Here is an 18,671-nt window from a genome sequence, read left to right as displayed (position 1 = left end):
GGAATACGACATGGAAGAGTTGATCACATCCGTCAGCGAGCTGCGCTATGCACTCGACACCTTCTACCTGCTGATCTCCGGCGTGCTGGTCATGTGGATGGCCGCCGGGTTCGCCATGCTCGAAGCCGGCCTGGTCCGCGCCAAGAACACCACCGAGATCCTGACCAAGAACATCCTGCTCTATGCCATCGCCTGCATCATGTTCCTGCTGGTCGGCTACAACATCATGTACGTGGACAACAGCGCCGGCGGCTGGCTGCCGAGCTTTGGCAGCCTGATGGGCAGCCAGGCGGACGACGCGGGCCACTCCCTGCACTCCGACTTCTTCTTCCAGGTGGTGTTCGTCGCCACCGCCACCTCCATCATCTCAGGTGCGGTGGCAGAGCGGATGAAGCTCTGGTCCTTCCTGCTGTTCTGCGTGGTGATGACCGGCTTCATCTACCCCGTGGAAGGCTACTGGAGCTGGGGTGGCGGCTTCCTGAAAGAGGCGGGCTTCTCCGACTTCGCAGGCTCCGGCATCGTCCACATGGCGGGCGCTGCCGCTGCCCTGGCCGCCGTGCTGCTGCTCGGCCCCCGTCGCGGCAAATATGGCAAGCAAGGGGAGATCTACCCCATCCCCGGCTCCAACCTGCCGCTCGCGACCCTGGGCACCCTGATCCTCTGGATGGGCTGGTTCGGCTTCAACGGTGGCTCCCAACTGGCGCTCTCCAGCGCCGCTGATGCCACCGCCATCGGCACCGTGTTCGTCAACACCAACGCCGCCGCGGCCGCCGGTGTGGTCGGCGCCCTGCTGGTCAGCAAGCTCACCTGGGGCAAGGCGGATCTCACCATGATCCTCAACGGCGCCCTCGGCGGTCTGGTCGCCATCACCGCCGACCCGGCCTCCCCCAGCCCGCTGTTCGCCAGCCTGATCGGCGCCCTGGCCGGTGCCCTGGTGGTCTACGCCATCGTCGCCTTCGATCGCCTGAAGATCGATGATCCGGTCGGTGCCATCTCGGTACACGGCGTCTGCGGCCTGTTCGGCCTGATGGTGGTGCCCTTCTCCAACACGAGCGCCACCTTCGGTGCCCAGTTGCTGGGTGCTGCCACCATCTTCGGCTGGGTCTTTGTCGTCTCCCTCGTGGTCTGGAGCCTGCTCAAGGCCACCATGGGCCTGCGGGTCAGCGAAGAGGAAGAGATGATGGGTGTGGATGTCCACGAGTGCGGCATCGATGCCTACCCCGAGTTCGTCAGCGTCAAATCCAGCATCTGACACGGCCATCGGATGCGGGGCCCGGGGGACACCTCGGGCCCCGTTTTTTTGGCGGCTCGGCGCCCCTGAAGGCAGGAGGGCGGTTCGAGTGATGCCACTCTGCCACGCAACCGGTGAACCCTCTGCTTTGCCCCCTCCCCTTTGCAAGGGGAAGGTCGGGGTATGCCGTGCCGATTGACGGATGGGGCCATAACCCCCTCCCCGCCTCCCCCTTGGCAGGGGGAGGAGCAAGCAAGCGGCCATTCAAAACATCGATGTGGCAGCCACGTAGGTTCGATTAGCGAAGCGTAATCGGACAGCGGTAACAGCATTGCTCCCTTCTCCCGTTTATTAAAAAAGGAGGAGAAGGGCTGGGGATGAGGGGCAGGAAAAAGAGATTTCGCGGTAAACGTTGGGCTTCGCTACGCTCAGCTATGACAAAGCAATCGGTAGGTTTGTATTGATCCAAGCAAGACAGACCAAAAAAATTTTAAAAATAAAAAATATTGTTAGAGGTAAAGTGCAAAGCTCAATATATATAACCAATATTTTATTGTGTTTGCCCCCACCACACTTTATTATGACTTCGCTTACTTATTTAGGAAGTAAGGTGTATCACAAGCTGTCAAGTAGAACGCTCACCAGTACACTGGCTAGCAGACGACTTGCATGGCCGCAGATGGCTAGTAGACTCATGTCGAACACTCCTGCGATGATGGTATCATATATCATATCTGACATTCGTGGCCGGCATCATTTCGATGTTGTGAATGCGTATTAAACGTACCCTAAGCCCGGAGAGGAAAATGGATGCCACTGTCCAACCTCTCTGGGTTTTGCATTATAAGGCTTGCATATGGACAATGCTGAAAATAAATGGTTTCGTAGTAGAGGATATCTACATTTTGACGCACCAGTTAAGCTGGAAAACGCTAAAAAAATAGTTGAATTTCCAGACGTTGTTGCTAAACACGCATTCCTCCCGTTAATACAATATGATATTTACAGTTTTAAAGTATCTGTTGATGATAATGGCAAACTAACGAAAACAAAAAAATCTCGCAATATATCATATGCTTCACATATTGATTCACACATATATTCTTATTACTCAGAAAAGCTATCTGTTTTTTATGAAAACAAGTTATCAGACGCATCGCTCCACAACTCTATACTGGCTTTCAGAGCTTTAAGTAAAAGCAATATTGACTTTGCTAACGATGCTTTTGAAAAAATAAAGACTCATGGTAATTGTGTTGCTATTGCAATGGACATATCAGGTTTCTTTGAAAACTTAGATCACAAAATACTCAAAGACATGTGGAATAAGGTATTAGACACTAGTGTATTACCTGATGACCATTATAACATTTTCAAATCTCTTACCAAGTTTTCTCAGGTCAAGAGAGATGTTTTGTTCGAAACGTTAAATCTACCAAGAAACAATCCTCACAAAATAGGTCGCCGATTATGTGATATAAAAACCTTTCGAGATAAAGTTAGGGGTTCAAAAATAATCACATCAAATATCAAACAAAAAGGCATCCCTCAAGGTACATCTATAAGCGCACTACTTTCAAATATCTATATGTTGGATTTTGACTCTAAAGTTAAAGTATTTATCACTTCCCTTGGTGGACACTATTATAGATATTGTGATGATATGCTTTTCATTGTCAATCCTGAACATCAGGCTATAACGACCAAAACAATAATCGAGTTAATTTCAAAACTAAAAATTGAAATTAATCCAAAAAAACTGAGACTCGTAATTTTTATATGAATGGTGGCGTTCAGAAGTGCGATAAACCATTGCAATACCTAGGATTCACTTTCGATGGGGAAAGAAAACTAATAAGATCTGCAGCACTCGCTAAATTCTCTGGGAGAATGAAGTCAGGTGTAAGGCTAGCAAAGAAAAATCATGCCAAAGCAAATTTGCTGGAAGAAGAAATTGGCATTTTAAAAACGCCTTTATTCAAGAGGAAAATTTACGAACGTTATTCACATCTTGGCAAGAAGAATTTTATTACTTATGGTCATATGGCTGCAAAAACCATGAAATCAAAAGCCATCAAGAAACAGCTGAAACCTCTCTGGAATCGCTTAACAAAGGAAATTGAAGCGTCATTAAAAGTAGGGCATGAGTGAGGTGAATGAGTTCATGCCCGATTTTTATTAACCCAACCTCTCCGCCAATCCCGAATAACGCTCGGTCTTTTTCCGCACAGCCTGTGCCAGCAGGGCGCGATCGCCGTAGAGATCGAGGCGGGCCTTGGCGCGGGTGATGCCGGTGTAGACCAGCTCGCGGGTCAGGAGCGGGCTGGGGCTGTCGGGCAGCACCAGCACGGTGTGGGCAAACTCCGACCCCTGGGATTTGTGGATGGTCATGGCGTAGACCGTCTCGTGGGGGGGCAACCGGCTGGGTAACAGGGCCCGCAGGGTGCCGTCCGGCTGCTCGAACCAGACCTTTAACCGCCCGCTTTCGTCCGGCAGGCAGAGCCCCATGTCGCCGTTGTAGAGGCCCACCCCGTGGTCGTTGCGCACCACCATCACCGGGCGGCCAGCATACCAGTCGCCGTCGAGGGCGATCAGCCCTGCCTTGGCGAGGGCCAGTTCGAGGCGCTCGTTGAGCCCCGTCACCCCGAAGGGGCCGTCCCGCAGGGCGCAGAGGATCTGGAAGCCGTTGAACGCCTTGAACACCGCCGCCGGATCCTCGCCGGCCCGGGCCGCCTTGAGGTAGCTGCCGTAACCGGCGACCCCCTCGGCGATCAAGGCGTTGTAGGCCTCCCCTGCCCAGGGATGCAGGCGGATGTCGCCAAATCCTGCGCTCCAGACCGCCTCCACCGCCGCCCCGTCGCCGCTGTTGCAGGCCCGCGCCAACTGGCCGATGCCCGAATGCTGGTCAAAGCGCCAGCTCTTGGAGAGCAAACAGAGGCTGTCGCGCACGCTGGCCCCCGCTGGCGTGCCTTGCAGGCGATAGCCGGTCTGGCGGGAGAGCCAATCCGCCTGCGCCGGGCTGATGCCCTGTTCGATAAAGCTGCAGATATCCCCGAGCACGGCCCCCGCCTCCACCGAGGCGAGCTGATCCTTGTCGCCGAGCAGGATGAGGCGGGCATGGCTCGGCAGCGCATCCAGCAGGCGCGCCATCATGGGCAGGTCCACCATGGAGGCCTCATCCACCACCAGCAGGTCGAGGTGCAGCGGGTTGCCTCTGTGATGGCGGAACTGGCTGCGCCCGGGGATCACCCCGAGCAGCCGGTGCAGGGTGCCCGCCTCGGTGGGGATGGCCTGTACCCACTCGGGGGGCAAGTCCAGGGCCTGCAGGGCAGCGCCGATACTCTCGGTCAGACGCGCCGCCGCCTTGCCGGTGGGGGCCACCAGCCGGATAGCCGGGGCCTTGCCCCCTTGCAGGCCGGTCTCCACCAGGATGGCGAGGAGCTTGGCCACCGTGGTGGTCTTGCCGGTGCCGGGGCCGCCGGAGATGACCGCGAAGGGGCGCGCCGCCGCCGTGGCCGCCGCCAGCTTCTGACCGTTGCAGCAGAGCGCCTCGGGCACCAGGGTATCCAGCCGCTCCAGCTCGCTGGCCGCCTGGGCGCTCTTTAGCAGGGTCTCGACGGCGGGCCACTCCACCTCATGGGGGAAGACCAGATCCAGGTACTTCTCCACAAAGTGGCGGACGGAGAAATCCGGCGCGAGGCGGGCCTTGAGCAGGGCCCCGAACACCAGGCCGTAGTCGCGGGCAAAGAGGCGTGACAGGGCCGGGGCAATCTCCGGCCATTCGGCCCGTTCACTCAAGGCGCTAAGGTGGCGGGCCACCCCCAGCTCAAAGTCGTGGTAGCGGGTGAGGTAGAGGCGATCCCCCCAGAGCCGCAGGGGCCAGCGGGGGGGCTCTCCCTCCTCCTGTTCGCTCCCCACCAGGGGGCTGGCCGCAAAGAGGGCGGGCCAGCTTGCAGGATCCGCGAGATCCGCCAGCAGATCCCGGCTCTGATCCGGATCCAGCCCGAAGGGGCGCGAGGATCCCTGCCCGTCACCGCCCTGAGCGAGCATCGCCAGCGGCAGGCAGACATGGCCGCGCCCCAGCTCATGGCAGGCGAGCGCGGCCCCCAGCACCAGCTCGGGGCTGCCGCCCAGGTCGGCCACCAGCCTGGCAAATTGCAGGTCAAGCTGGCGGATGCGCCCCGCCAGCGCCAAGGCTTTCAGCCGCTCTATCATGGTTTCGCCCTTCATCTCGCCCCTCATGCCTCTGCCTTGTTCGATTTTTCTAAACGATGATCGTCAGACGTCACACCTTTACTAAACAACTCGTCCAGCCCCAGCACCAGTTCCCGGCTGGGCCGGGCATGGAAAATGCCCCCCTGGGGCATGCCGCGCAGGAAGAGATAGAAGACCCCGCCAAAATGCCGGTCGAAATCGTAGCCCGGCAGCCGCAAGGCGAGCAGCCGGTGCAGGGCCAGCGAATAGAGCTGGTATTGCAGATCGTAGCGATGCTCGCGCATGGCCCGCTCCAGGGCCGGGCGGCCGTAATCGGCGGGGTTCATGCCAAGGTGGTTCGATTTGTAGTCGAGCAGATACCAGCGCCCCTGCCACTCGAACACCAGGTCGATAAAGCCCTTGAGCATCCCCTGCACGGTGGCAAAACCGAGCGGCTTGCCGCCCTGCGACAGGGGGTCGTGCTGCTGGCAGAGTGCGGTCAGCGCCGGTGCCGTCACCCGCCCCATGGGCAGGAAGAACTCCAGCTCCACCTGTTTGCACTCGGGGGCCAGATCCCGCAGCCGCACCGGATCCCCAAGGCCGGTCTCAAGGGGAGTATCCAGCACCGCCTCCACCTGCTGTTGCAGCACGGGGGCCCAGCCTTCGTCGAACCCCTCCTGGGTCAGCAGGGCGGCGATGTGCTGTGCCAGCGACTCGCCCTTCGCGTGCTCGAAGTCGATGGTCTCGAACAGGCTGTGGAGCAGGGTGCCGGGACGCGCCCCTTTCGGGAAGGTGAAGATGGAAGGGGCGGGCGCCTCCTCTTCCTGCACGGTGACGGCGGCCTCGGTGGCCACCTCGTCGTCGAAGCCGGGGTTGGCCAGCACCCCCTTGCCGTGGCCGTTGCCCTGGGCCGCGAGCCCGGAGTAGGAGCTGATCCACCAGTCCCGCTCAAGCTGCCCCTGGAACGCACGCACGGTGGGCTCCCCCGGCTTCTCCGCTTCGGCGGGCAGCGGGGCCGGGCGGGTGAGCGAGGGCTCACCGACAGCCACCCCCGGCAGGGCCTGGGCCAGGTCGGTGAGGGCGGTCGCCAGTGTCCCGGCGTCCCCTTCCTCCCCCTTTTGCAGCAGGTAGCCGATGGCGGTGCGGTGCAGGTCGGTCTTCTCCGACTTGCCCGCCCCGGAACGCACCGGCGCCAGCCCGAGCCAGGTGGCATAGACCCCCCGGGTCAGGGCCACGTAGAGCAGGCGCAAGTCTTCGGCGAGGCGCTCCTTGTCGGCCTCGGCCAGGGACTCTTCGGCGCCGGTGAGATCGAGCACGGTACGATTGCCCGCCTCCCCCGTTTCGTGGAACAGGGGGGTGTCGGCGGCGCGGTGGCTGCAAATGAACGGCAGGAAGACCAGCGGGTACTCCAGCCCCTTGGATTTGTGGATGGTGACGATCTGCACCAGCTTGCGCTCGGACTCCAGGCGAAGTATCTGCTCCCCGTCCTGGCCGTTGGGCTGGCTCACCGCCTCCCCGAGCCAGCGCAGCAGGGCGTACTCCCCGTCCAGCTCGCCGCTCGCCTGTTGCAGCAGCTCGCCGAGATGGAGGAAATTGGTCAGCCGCCGCTCCCCGTAGGGGCTCGCCAGCAGGGAGGCGGCGAGGTTGCGCCCGTGCATCAGGGCCCGCAGCATGGCCAGCACCCCGTGGCGATGCCAGACCGCGCGGTATCCCATGAACTCCTGCACCGCGCTCTCCCAGGCTCGCTCGTCCGAGGCCAGCGCGTCCAGGGCCCTGGCATCGAGATCGAACAGGCCGGTGGCGAGCGCCGCCCTAAGGCTTCGCTCATCGCTCGGGTTCTGGCAGGCGTGCAGGATCAGCAGGATCTCCCGCGCCTCCACCTGGGCCAGCACGCTCTCGCGGTTCGACAGATAGACGGAGGCGATGGCAAGGCGCGCCAGCTCCTGCTGCACCAGCTTGCCCTCGGCGCCGGTGCGCACCAGCACGGCGATATCCCCGGCCCTGACCGGCTCGCTGCCGAGCATCGCCTTGCCCTCCCGGGCCAGCGTGAGCAGGCGATGGATCTCCGCCGCCGTGGCGCGGGCCATCCTGCTCTGGTACTCCCCCTTGTTGAAGGTGGGCTGACCGGTGAGCTGCCAGCAGTGCAGCACGGGGGCGGTCTGCCCCTCGATCAGCAGTGCCCGGCTCTTGCCCTGCGCCTCCACCGGCAGGAAAGGGATGTCCGCCTCGTAGATGAAGGGATCCTTCGCCCGCTCGAACAGGCCGTTGACCGCCGCCACCAGGGCGCGGCTTGAGCGCCAGTTGCGCCCCAAGGTGTAGTGGGCGCTCACATTTCGCCGCGCCTGGATGTAGGTAAAGATGTCGGCGCCACGAAAGCCGTAGATGGCCTGCTTGGGGTCGCCGATCATCAGGAGCGCCGTGTCCTGGTGACCGCCGTAAAGGCGATGGAAGATGCGGTACTGCTGGGGGTCGGTATCCTGGAATTCATCGATCATGGCGACCCGGTAGGTGGCGCGGATGCGCTCGCACAGCCGCTCCCCCAGGCCCGAGCCGAGCGCCCCGTCGAGATCCCGCAGCAGATCGTCGAAGGAGAGCTGATGGGCCTGGCGCTTGCTCTCCTGCATTCGGCTGCGCACCACCCTGGCCGCCCGCTGCAAGACGAGATCCCGGATGCCGGGTCGGCTCGCCAGTAGGGCGTCTATCTCACCAAAGAGCGGCAGGGTGGGCACCGTTCCCCCCTTCTTGAGGTTCTCCTCCAGCACCTGCTGGCCGAAGCGCTCCAGCTCCTTGGGGAGGACGTAGCCGCTGGTCTCGTCCTGCGCCCAGTCGCCAATCTTGGCAAGCCAGCCCTCATAGTTCTTGCCGGTGTAGCGGCTGATCTGCCCCTCGGTCTGGCGGCGGATCTCGTCCGTCTGCGCCAACCACCCGGCTTTCACCGCCCCGATGCGGGCCATGGCGACGCTGTGCCGCGCCGCCAGGGTCTCGTCCCCCGCCACCGGGCGGATCTCCAGCTCGTCGTTGTCGAGCCAGCTCCCCATCTCCCGCAGCAGGGCGGCGGGGCTCGGCCAGAGTCTTCGCACCGCCCGGGCCAGGGGCTGATCCACCGGATAGAACTCGGCGCGCCAGTAGTCACTCACCGCCTGCAGCCGGAGCCGGCTGTCGTCGGTCAAAAATTCGGTTTCAAAGAGGGCGCCCGACTCGAAGGCGTTCTGCCTGAGCATCCGCTGGCAGAAGCCGTGGATGGTGAAGACCGCCGCCTCGTCCATCTGCCGCTCGGCGGCCAGCAGGCGACGGGCCGCCAGGTCGTGATCCTCCACCTCCACCAGCAGTTGGGCCAGCAGGGTATCCGTGCTGTGACCGCGCATAAAGGCGAGACGCGCCTCGTGGATGCGGGCGCGGATCCGCCCCCTCAGTTCGGCGGTGGCCGCCTCGGTAAAGGTCACCACCAGGATCTCGGTCACCGACAGGGGCCGCTCGTGGGCACAGGGCTGACCGGCGTCTCCCCCCTCTTCGCCTGCTTGTTCGATAACCGGGCCGTGGCCCAGCAAGAGGCGCAGGTAGAGGCCCGCGATGGTATAGGTCTTGCCGGTCCCGGCGGAGGCCTCGATCAGCCGCTCGCCATAGAGGGGAAAACGCAGGGGATTGAGCGGGTTAGCCATTATTGCAACTCCTCCAGCACCTGATGGAGCGGGGTCAGGTGTTCACGGGCCAGCCCCTGCAACTGGGCCAGCACCTCGTCATCGAGTTCCGGGAAGCAGCGGGCGACATAGACGTCCTGCCCCTCTCCCGTCACCATGTAGCCGCCGTTGAAGCGGGCAAGCGCCGCCTTGTCGGCCTCCTCCGGCTTTGCCGGATCCTTCTCGATCCCCTTGAGCCACTCCCAGGCGGTGCTCGGGAAGAAGGGCAGCGGCCGCTTCATCCCCTGGGTCCAGAGGGCCACCAGGGCCGCCAACCTGGGCCGCGCCTCGTCCGCCGCAAGCCTTGGCAGCCGCAGACTCTGTTTGGCATCGAACAACAGGGTGTCGCCGGGGGCGCTGCTCAAGGAGAGGCAGAGGTGCTGGATCCAGGCCAGCAGCAGATCCTTGCCGTTGAAGCTGCCGGGTTTGACCACCAGCGCTCGTCCCTTCTGGGTGTCTATCCAGCCCTGAAGCTGCCCCTGGGCCAGAGCGATGTCGATCTCCACCGCCTGTTTGTCCCCCGTCCAGGGGCGCAGCCGCGCCGCCAGCTTGCCCATCTCGCCGTCGATCTCCTCCAGCAGCAGGCTGCCGAACCACCCTTGCGGCAACAGGCCGGAGAGTTGCAGCCGGTGGCGACGGGCCTCGCTCTCCCCTTCGGTCAGATGGGCATCCAGCAGCAGCGCCTTGAGCTGATAGTGCTGCAGGCCGTCCAGCTCGAAGGGCTCGCTGTCTTCGATGGTCGCCTCCTCCAGCTCGAACCATACCTTGAGGCGTCGGTTGAGGAAGTACCTGGCGGGCTGGCGATAGAAGCGCAGCAGCTCCGCCAGCTCCAGCCCCTGCTCCCTGCCCCACTCCGCAGGCAGGGGCAGATCGCCGCTCTGGAAGTTGGCGGCCCCCCGCTCCGGGCTCAGGGCCGGCAGCCAGTCGGCGGCATAGGTGAAGAGACCGGAGCCGGGCTCGGGGTAAAAGTAAGCCGGGCTGTAGGGGGTGAGGGGGTGCGCCACGATCAGGTGTTCGAGCAGCCGCCGGCCCGAGGTGTCGTCGTCGAGATCTTCATCCCCCGCCAGCACGAAGCCCTGGCGCACGTAGTCGATGAGCTCCGCCAGCAGCACGGAGGGCACCTTCTCGCTGTTGTCCTGGGCGCTGAACCCCTGATAGCTGATGTAGAGCCCCTGCTGGGCACTGAGGAGCGCCTCGAGGAAGAGGTAGCGGTCGTCATCCCGGCGGGATCGGTCCCCGCGCCGCGAGGCCACCGCCATCAGATCGAAGCCCATGGGGGGCAGGGTGCGCGGGTAGACGCCGTCGTTCATGCCGAGCAGGCAGACCTGGCGGAAGGGGATGGAGCGCATCGGCATCAGGGTGCAAAAGTTGACCTGACCGGCGAGGAAGCGCTGGCTGGAGCGGGACTCCCCCAGCACGCTGCCGAGGTAGTCCTGCAACAGGTCGGCACTGATGGCCTGCTCGAAGCGGGCCTCGCCGAGCTGGGCCTGCCAGTCGATGAGCTGGCTGCGAATGAGCTGGAGCTGGCGCTCTTCATCCTCGTCGGCGAGATAGAAGCGCTCCAGCAGCGCCAGCAGGCAGGCGTGCCACTCAGCCAGCGGCTGCGCCTGTTGCAGCCTGGGCAGAAACTCCGCCAGGGAGTCGACGAACCAGGCTAGCTTGCCGAGGATCAGCCCCTGCTGCCCTTCGATGTCCGCATAAGGCAGGATCCCCGCCACCGGCTCCCCGTCCCCCATGGCAAAGCCCAGCAGCATGCGCCGCAAGCCGAACAGCCAACTGTTGCCGGACAGACGCGGCAGCGCGAAGCGCTCGGGATAGTCGTCATCCAGCCCCCAGCGGATGCCGGTCTCCTGCACCCAGCGCCGCAGCACGTTGAACTCGTCGTCGTCCAGCTCGAAGCGGCGCAGCACGGCGGGCACCTCCAGGATGGCGAGCAGCTCCCCCGCCCCGAAGCGGGCGTTCGGCAGCCTGAGCAGGGCGAGGAAACTTTGCAGCAGCGGGCTCTCCTGGCTCGCCGCCCGATCGGAGATCGCAAAGGGGATCTGGCCGCGGGCCCCGCCCCGCCCCTTGCCGCCCTCCTTGCCAAAGACGGCCTGGATGTAGGGGCCGTAGCTGTTGACGTCCGGCATCATCACCACCACGTCTTTGGGGGTGAGGGTGGGATCCTGCTCGAACAGGGCCAGCAGCCGGTCGTGCAGCACCTCGAGCTCCCGCATGGGGCCGTGGCAGGCGTGGATCTGCAAAGTGCCGTCATCCAGGCTGACAGAGCTCTTGTGATGGCTGGCGTCGAGATTGAACTCGCCGGCCCCCCGTTCCGCCAGCTCCAGCACGTCTTTCTGGATGGCCCGCAGCAAGGTGACCTTGCCCTCATCGTCGCGATCCTCGATGTCGACGAAGGCCTCGATCTGCGGCACCTCCAGCTCCATCAGCTGGTGCAGGTAGTCGCGCCCCAGCTTGCCCATGGAGGCGAGCAAGGGGTTGGCGGGACCCTGCAGGGTCTCGAGATCCGTGCCGGGCTTGAGCTTGTTTTCGAGGCGCGCCAGGGTCTTGCGATCGAGCAAGTCCCCCCAGTAGTAGCGGCAGGGGTTGGTCACAAACAGGTGTACCTCCACCTCGGGGCGGCTGCCGAGGGCCAGCAGGGCCTCCACGTAGCGGGGCGGCAGGGCCGAGATGCCGAACACGAAGACCCGTTGCGGCAACCTGCCCGGCAGCTCCCGGGTGCGCTCCAGCTCGTGGATGAAGGCCTCGTAGAGGTTGGCGCGGTGGTAGCCGCTGGGGCTGAGGGCCAGGGTGCGGGCCACCAGCTCGCGCCAGAGCTCGGGCTGCCAATCCTGACCGCTCACTCCGGCCAGCTCCTGGCTCAATCCTTCCCCCTCTTCCCAGCGGGCGATCCAGTCCGGCCGGTAGACCAGATACTGGTCGAACAGATCCGCCACCTTCTGGCAGAGCTGCCAGAGCCGCACCTGCTCCGGCGCCGCCCCGTCACTGCCCCCCAGATAGGCCGCGAGGGGCGCAAAGGCGGGTCTGCCGAGCAGGGTGGGCAGAATGGTCATCAGGTGCCAACTCATGGCCCCCTTGTTGTAGGGGCTCTGGCGGGGCACGTCCGCCAGCACCCGGGTGAACATCTCCCAGATGAAACTCGCGGGCAGGGGAAAGTCGATGTTGGCGGCGATGCCGAACGCCTTGGCCAGCTCCAGCTTGAGCCACTGGGCCATGCCGGGACTCTGCACCAGGATCTGCTCCCGATCGAAGGGGTGGGAGAGCGGAGCCTGCCGGATGCGGCTCACCAGCAGCTCCTTGAGCAGATCCAGCTGATTGGAGTGGTAGAGGGTAAACATGGACGACTCCCGCCAATTTCATGAAGAGGGGGTGCGCGGGGGGACACTCTCTGGCATTCCCGTCACGGCACGCGAATCGGGATTGTCGGGGATCGGGGGATAAGATGCAAAAGGCACTTGTGGCCTCCGGGCTGCGCGCCGTCACGCAGATGACATCCCCGGGAAGCAGGCACAAAAAAGCCGGTGCAGGGCACCGGCCAAAAGGCGTTGGAAAACTTGAAACGTCAGGGTATTACCAGTGCTTGCCGAGGCGGGCATCCAGGCTGAAAGCCCCTGCACCGGCCGCCGCCAGGGCCAGGAAACCACCGGCCACGGAGACGTTCTTCATGAACATCAGCATCTGCATCTGCTCGGCAGGCTGATAGTGGAAGATGAAGGCGGCCATCAGGGTGAAACCGGCCAGCAGCACGGAGAGGCTGCGGGTAAACAGGCCCAGCATGATGGCAAGACCGCCACCCAGCTCCAGCAGGATCACCAGGGGCAGCATGAACCCGGGCACGCCCATGGCTTCCATGTAACCCTGGGTACCGGCGTAACCGCCGATCTTGCCCCAGCCAGCCATCACGAACATCAGCGCCAGCAGTACACGACCCACCAGCAGTGCCACATCTTTCATCTTGTCCATCGTCATATTCCTTTGCTTACCATCATGGTATTTACAGTGTAAAAGCTAATTGTTAACTCATTCATTTCGCCAAGATTTTTCTATCAAGGCAGGTCAAACAGCAGGGCTTCACTCCCCCTGGAGGCGGTGAGCACCCAGCTCGACTCGTCGCGGCTGAGCAGCCCGTCGCCGGGTCGGGCAGCCAGACCGTTGCCGGTCAGCTCCCCTGAAATCATGTGCAGGTAACCATGACGCCCTTGCAGTGCCCACTCCAGGGTCTCCCCTTCTGCGAGCTGCAGACGCCACACTCTGGCCTGCTGGCGGATCCTGAAGGATCCCGCCTCGCCGTCCGGTGACGCCACCAGCGTCATCCCGGGCTTGTTTTCAATCTTCTTCTGCTGATAACCCGGGGTCGTGCCGTGTTCATTCGGCTCGATCCAGATTTGCAGCAGGGAGAGCGGCTCGGTCTGCGAGGGGTTGTACTCGCTGTGCCGGATGCCGGACCCTGCGCTCATCAGCTGGAAATCCCCCGCCGGGATCTGCTCGGCGTGGCCGAGGCTGTCCTTGTGCTCTATGGTGCCTTGCAGCACGCAGGTGAGGATCTCCATGTTGGCGTGAGGGTGGGTCGCGAAACCGCCACCCGGCGCCACCCGATCCTGATTGATGACCCGCAGGGCAGAGTGTCCCATCCATTCCGGGTCATAGTAGTGACCGAAGGAGAAGCTGTGACGGGCATCCAGCCAGCCAAAGTTGGCCTTGCCCCGTGCTTCTGCGGCTCTCAATTTCATCATGGTGTGCTCCTCACTGACCAAGTTGGTTCATTAACGCTGGCGACCGTCACCCAGACCGAAGGGGATGCGGTAGCTGCTGCTTTCGTTGCCCAGGCTCACCGTCAGCTTGCCCTGGGTGCGGCTCGGGATGGCGACCTGCTGGGTGCCCATCAGGTTGGCGTGGACAGAAGCCAGCAGATCACCGGACTCGTCGCGCACCTCCAGCATGGGGTTGGCCTTGCCGTCCATCGCGGCGGTGGCGCTCCAGTTGACGAACAGCACGCCCGGGGCGGCATTGAAGTCAGCGGGAACGGAAGCCTGGGCGGCACCTGCGGTCATCAGGCCTGCAACGGCCAGCATCTTGATTACGTTTTTCATGTTCATTCACTCTCTTGGGTTTTATGTCATTGCCAAGGCCCCTTGGGCCCGAATCAATGCATCCATGCAAGAGATCATTCAAATACTATGTTGTTCTTTTGCTGACATCAGACATCGTGTTTGGGGATGTCTCAGCCCGGAACTACCTTTTATTTGGCTGCCAGGCGTTCCTGCCTAAGCGTTGATTGAATATTAAAGTGACTTCCCCTAAGTTGTTAGCGAGATAATCTGGTAAACACATTCAAAAAAATTGAAGGTTGGATATGGCCAAGGAATCGAACAAGGAGCGGGCGCTGACCCTGGAGGCGATCCGGGTGCTGGACGCCATCGACCGCCGTGGCAGCTTCGCGGCGGCGGCCGACGAGCTGGGCAAGGTGCCTTCGGCGCTGAGCTACACGGTACAAAAGCTGGAAGACGAGCTGGACGCCATGCTGTTCGACCGCAGCGGCCACAGGACCAAGTTCACCCCGGCGGGCCGCATGCTGCTGGAGCGGGGCCGGGTGCTGCTGGAGGCGGCCGAACACCTGGTGGGGGAGACCCGGGCCCTCTCCCGTGGCTGGGAGACCGACATCACCATCGCCGTCGATGCCTTGATGCCGGTACAGGCTCTCTACCCCCTGGTGGATCGGCTGGCCGAACAGACCGATACCCGGCTGAGGTTTCGCGCCGAGGTGCTGGCGGGCAGTTGGGAGTGCCTGGAAGATGGCCGCGCCGACCTGCTCATCTCCTCCCTCAATGCCGATATCGCCATGACCGGCATCAAGCACCAGGTGCTCAGGGAGGAGGTGATGCTCTACGTCGCCCACCCCGATCACCCCCTGCATCAGGAACCCGAGCCCCTGGCGGACGAGACCCTGCGCCGCTATCGCGCCATCGCGGTGGCCGACACGGCACTGCGCAAGCCGGTGCTCACCTACCGCCTGCTCGACAAGCAGCCGCGCCTGACCGTCAGCACCATGGGGGAGAAGCGGGACGCCCTGCTGGCGGGGCTCGGCATCGGCACCATGCCGCAACGCTGGATTGAAGAGGACATCAAGGCGGGCAGACTCAAAGTGATCAGTCCCGAATATCGCCACCAGATCCAGGTCGTGCTGGCCTGGCGGCGAGACACCATGGGTAAGGCCAAGAGCTGGCTGGTGCGGGAGATCCCCAAGCTGTTTGCCGGTCAGGGGGAATAAAGGACTGCCTTCCGGGGTCGGTGGCGCAGGAAGTACCAAAACTGCGCCCCATTCTTGACGACGGGCTCAGATTCGGAGAAAAGAAAAAAAGCGGACCTCTTGCGAGTTCCGCTCAATGCCAGGAAAGAATAAAACCTTGCGGTTAAAAAAACCCTTAAATTGGAAGCAAACAATCGTTTTCTCAACCAGGAAGGTATTGAATCCGATTCGTGTTGAATTATGTGCGATGTAATATGCATCACCAGCAAAATGTTGAAAGGTTGAAGGATATGCACCACCGAGTGTCACTTTCTGCCACCTTGCACCACAACTGGTCAGGCCATTTCCGCCATTATCACCGGGTTACCCTGCTCTGGTTTTTCTAGGTGTCAAAATTTGAGCCCGATACAGACAAACCACTCAATTTCTGACACGACTAAAAATGCAGATAAAGGAATAGTTGCATGACCTACAGCCAGACACTGGCCAATCACATCCTCGACACCCTGAAGAAAACCCTGACCGACAAGGGGATCCGCTATCAGACCCTGGCAGAAGCCATGGGGGTTTCCATCGCCACCGTGAAGCGCATGATGAACAAGCCCTCCCTGCCGTTCGACACCCTGCTGGAGATCTGCCATCTGGTGGGACTCTCCTTCGAAGAGCTGCTGGACCGGACCCAGGATGCCCAGAGCCGCCGGGCCGTCTTTACCCAGGAGCAGGATGAGGCGTTTCACAAGGAGCCGGGGCTTTATGCCTTCCTCGCCAACATCTTCTGGCGCGACAAGACCCTTATCGATCTCAAGCGGGAGTACGGCCTGACCGATGCCTCCTGCTACCTCTATCTGCGCAAGCTGGAGAAGCTCGGCATCCTGCAGCTTGGCATCGACAACAGCTACCACTTCCTCATCAGCGAGCGCATCAGCTTCGAGCAGCACAGCCGTTTCGCCCGCCAGCAGGCGCGCCAGGCCATGTCGGTGCTGGGGGACTATCTGGTGGAGAACATGCACAGGCCCAACAACTACATGGCGCTGTGCCAGCTCCATCTGGGGGAGAGCGAGGCCATGGCGCTGATCGATCGCATGAAGGAGTACTGGCATCAGGAGCTCAAGCTCAACCGCCCCGCCATCGGCCAGCGGGAGGGCAGCAAGACCTACACCATGTCGCTGCAACTGGCCGACTGCGGCTACCAGAGCTTCGACGATCTGATCCCCAACATCGACAACTGATCCCGGTGGATCCTGCGGGATCCGCCATGTCAGCGCCAGAACGCCGCTACTCTGCCAGTTGCACCTGCCGCGCGCCCATGGCGAGCGGTTGCAGTGCCCGGGTATCCAGGCAGATGCGGATGGCGTCCGGTCGCCAGTGCTCGATGTCGCAATCCACCAGCTTCCCCTCCTCGTCATGATTGACCCGCACCAAGCGCAGCACGGCGCTCCCCTGGGCCAGGTTGAGGGCGCGGGCTATCTCTCCCCGGGCCGCCGAGGGGGTGATCTCGAGGCTCGCCCAGCCCTGGCCTATGCCATAGCGCTGCCGGTAAAGCTCGGTGAGGGAGCTGGCCAGAGGAGCGCTGGCGATGCCGGGGAAGCGGCTCGCCAGCAGGTGATGGCTGACGTGGAGCACGGGGCGACCGTCGATCAGCCGCTGGCGGCGGATCTCGTAGAGCGGCGTAAAGGGTTCCAGACCCATCCAGCGGCACAACTCGCTGCTGGCAAGCTGGTTGCCATGGGCCAGCACCCGGGTCTCGGCGGTGCGCTGCTGCTCGCCAATCCACTGGTGAAAGTGGGTGTGGATGGCGGGATCGTAGGTGAGGCGAGGCGGCGCCACGAACCAGCCGCGCCGCTCGGCCCGGTAGATGAGGCCGTCCGCCTCGAGGCTGGAGAGCGCCTCCTTGATGGTGATGCGGGTGGTGGCGAATCGCTCGCTCAGGGCCCGTTCGGCGGGCAGCTGCTGCCCCGCCGCCAGGTGTCCGCTGCCGATATAGCGGCGCAGGGTCCGGCAAATCTGTTCGCACTTGGAGGGTGTGCGGCCATCGGCCATCCCCTGTTCACTCAATCGCTCTGTCACTGTCACGTCCCTGTCGGTCATTCGGGTTTGCACACCACTGGAGTAGACCAGAGGTTGTCGACCCCGAGTTGTAACCGCCCCTGATGACAGCGCCATGACAGGGCGATTGTCACGAAACTGCCATCAAAGCGCCCCGCCACCGTCATATTTCCCCTCTAGCATCCCTCTCGAACCTTAACTGACCTAGTCCAGAGGGATGGGATGATGAAAAGCGTGATCGCAAGTGCACTGGCCCTGGTGGCCATCAGTCAACCGCTGTTTGCCGCCGAGAACATCGCGGATCTCGAAAAAGCCGCCCGCGGTGAGGGCCAGCTCCAGAGCGTCGGCATGCCGGACAGCTGGGCCAACTGGAAGGATACCTGGCAGCAGCTCGGCAGCATCTACGGCATCAAGCATCAGGATACCGACATGAGCTCCGCCCAGGAGATCGCCAAGTTCGCCGCCGAGAAGGCCAACGCCACCGCCGACATCGGCGACGTGGGCGGCGCCTTCGGCCCGGTGGCGGTCAAGCAGGGGGTCACCCAGCCCTACAAGCCCTCCACCTGGGCCGACATTCCCAACTGGGCCAAGGATGCGGACGGTCACTGGATGCTGGCCTATACCGGCACCATCGCCTTCCTGATCAACAAGGATCTGGTCAAGGCCGCCCCCACCAGCTGGCAATCCCTGCTGGGTGGCGACTACAAGGTGACCCTGGGTGACGTGGGCGTCGCCTCCCAGGCCAACAACGGCGTGCTGGCGGCGGCCTATGCCACCGGCGGCAGCGAGAAGAATCTGAAACCCGCCCTGGATCTGTTCGGCAAGCTGGCCAAGCAGGGCCGTCTGTCGCTGAACGACCCGACCATCGCCAACATCGAGAAAGGCGAAGTGGAAGTGGGGGTGCTGTGGGACTTCAACGCCCTCAACTACCGCGACCAGATCGACCCCAAGAAGTTTGATGTGGTGATCCCGAGCGACGGCTCCGTCATCGCCGGCTACACCACCATCATCAACAAGTGGGCCAAGAACCCCAACGCCGCCAAGTTGGCGCGGGAATACATCCTCTCCGATGCCGGTCAAATCAACCTGGCCCGTGGCTACGCCCGCCCCATTCGCAGCAACGTGACCCTGCCGGATGACGTCAAGGCCAAGCTGCTGCCGGCCGAGCAGTATGCCAACGCCAAGCCGGTGCAGGATCACGCCGCCTGGGAGCAGAGCTCCAAGGCCCTGCCGCGCCAGTGGCAGGAAACCGTCATGATCAACATGCAGTAAGGAG

At 62.4% G+C, this 18,671-nt stretch carries 13 protein-coding genes; 6 read left to right on the top strand and 7 right to left on the bottom strand.

Annotation, left to right across the window (positions count from 1 at the left end):
* Positions 1-10: 10 nt before the first annotated feature.
* The 3 genes from PG879_RS15800 to PG879_RS15790 all read left to right on the top strand — a co-directional run bounded on the left by PG879_RS15800 (position 11) and on the right by PG879_RS15790 (position 3,382).
* Positions 11-1,252 (top strand): ammonium transporter, encoded by a 1,242-nt coding sequence (locus PG879_RS15800; RefSeq protein WP_042864817.1) that lies wholly within the window; start codon positions 11-13, stop codon positions 1,250-1,252.
* Between the two features lie 835 nt (positions 1,253-2,087).
* Entirely contained in the window at positions 2,088-3,014 is a 927-nt protein-coding gene (gene drt2 / locus PG879_RS15795) for an antiviral reverse transcriptase Drt2 (RefSeq protein WP_270830404.1), read from the top strand.
* The gene (locus PG879_RS15790; protein ID WP_270830403.1) at positions 3,011-3,382 is read left to right on the top strand and encodes a hypothetical protein; all 372 of its coding nucleotides are present in this window, start codon (positions 3,011-3,013) and stop codon (positions 3,380-3,382) included. Before drt2 ends, PG879_RS15790 begins: the two co-directional genes overlap by 4 nt.
* Before the next feature lie 27 nt (positions 3,383-3,409).
* Here PG879_RS15790 and recD read toward each other — a convergent pair whose 3' ends face one another.
* The 6 genes from recD to PG879_RS15760 form a co-directional block, all read right to left on the bottom strand.
* Positions 3,410-5,461 (bottom strand): exodeoxyribonuclease V subunit alpha, encoded by a 2,052-nt coding sequence (gene recD, locus PG879_RS15785; RefSeq protein WP_270830402.1) that lies wholly within the window; start codon positions 5,459-5,461, stop codon positions 3,410-3,412.
* Positions 5,462-5,469: 8 nt separating this feature from the next.
* Positions 5,470-9,084: an exodeoxyribonuclease V subunit beta gene (recB, locus tag PG879_RS15780; RefSeq protein WP_270830401.1), complete on the bottom strand. Its 3,615-nt coding sequence runs from the start codon at positions 9,082-9,084 to the stop codon at positions 5,470-5,472.
* Positions 9,084-12,440 (bottom strand): exodeoxyribonuclease V subunit gamma, encoded by a 3,357-nt coding sequence (recC, locus tag PG879_RS15775; RefSeq protein ID WP_270830400.1) that lies wholly within the window; start codon positions 12,438-12,440, stop codon positions 9,084-9,086. Before recC ends, recB begins: the two co-directional genes overlap by 1 nt.
* A gap of 232 nt (positions 12,441-12,672) precedes the next feature.
* On the bottom strand, positions 12,673-13,065 hold the full coding sequence (locus PG879_RS15770) for a DoxX family protein (RefSeq protein WP_010675909.1): 393 nt from the start codon (positions 13,063-13,065) through the stop codon (positions 12,673-12,675).
* A gap of 83 nt (positions 13,066-13,148) precedes the next feature.
* Complete coding sequence (locus PG879_RS15765; RefSeq protein WP_010675910.1) at positions 13,149-13,835, bottom strand: pirin family protein; 687 nt, start codon at positions 13,833-13,835, stop codon at positions 13,149-13,151.
* 30 nt (positions 13,836-13,865) lie between these two features.
* Complete coding sequence (locus PG879_RS15760; RefSeq protein WP_041211883.1) at positions 13,866-14,198, bottom strand: hypothetical protein; 333 nt, start codon at positions 14,196-14,198, stop codon at positions 13,866-13,868.
* Between the two features lie 257 nt (positions 14,199-14,455).
* Between PG879_RS15760 and PG879_RS15755 the strand changes: the two genes are divergently transcribed.
* Both PG879_RS15755 and PG879_RS15750 read left to right on the top strand, forming a co-directional pair.
* The gene (locus PG879_RS15755; RefSeq protein WP_010675912.1) at positions 14,456-15,370 is read left to right on the top strand and encodes a LysR family transcriptional regulator; all 915 of its coding nucleotides are present in this window, start codon (positions 14,456-14,458) and stop codon (positions 15,368-15,370) included.
* A 443-nt stretch (positions 15,371-15,813) separates the two neighbouring features.
* Entirely contained in the window at positions 15,814-16,578 is a 765-nt protein-coding gene (locus PG879_RS15750; RefSeq protein WP_010675913.1) for a helix-turn-helix domain-containing protein, read from the top strand.
* A 46-nt stretch (positions 16,579-16,624) separates the two neighbouring features.
* On the opposite strand, the gene PG879_RS15745 is transcribed toward PG879_RS15750, so the two are convergent.
* Positions 16,625-17,437 (bottom strand): UTRA domain-containing protein, encoded by an 813-nt coding sequence (locus PG879_RS15745; protein WP_270830399.1) that lies wholly within the window; start codon positions 17,435-17,437, stop codon positions 16,625-16,627.
* A gap of 183 nt (positions 17,438-17,620) precedes the next feature.
* Between PG879_RS15745 and PG879_RS15740 the strand changes: the two genes are divergently transcribed.
* Positions 17,621-18,667, top strand: a complete 1,047-nt coding sequence (locus PG879_RS15740; RefSeq protein WP_010675915.1) for an ABC transporter substrate-binding protein — start codon at positions 17,621-17,623, stop codon at positions 18,665-18,667.
* The last annotated feature ends 4 nt before the right edge of the window (positions 18,668-18,671 follow it).

Origin of the sequence: Aeromonas sp. QDB63, from assembly GCF_027707425.1 — a bacterium.
Classification (GTDB): domain Bacteria; phylum Pseudomonadota; class Gammaproteobacteria; order Enterobacterales; family Aeromonadaceae; genus Aeromonas; species Aeromonas caviae.
The sequence above is the reverse complement of the archived record's forward strand: the minus strand, read 5'-3'. Positions and strand labels throughout refer to the sequence as shown.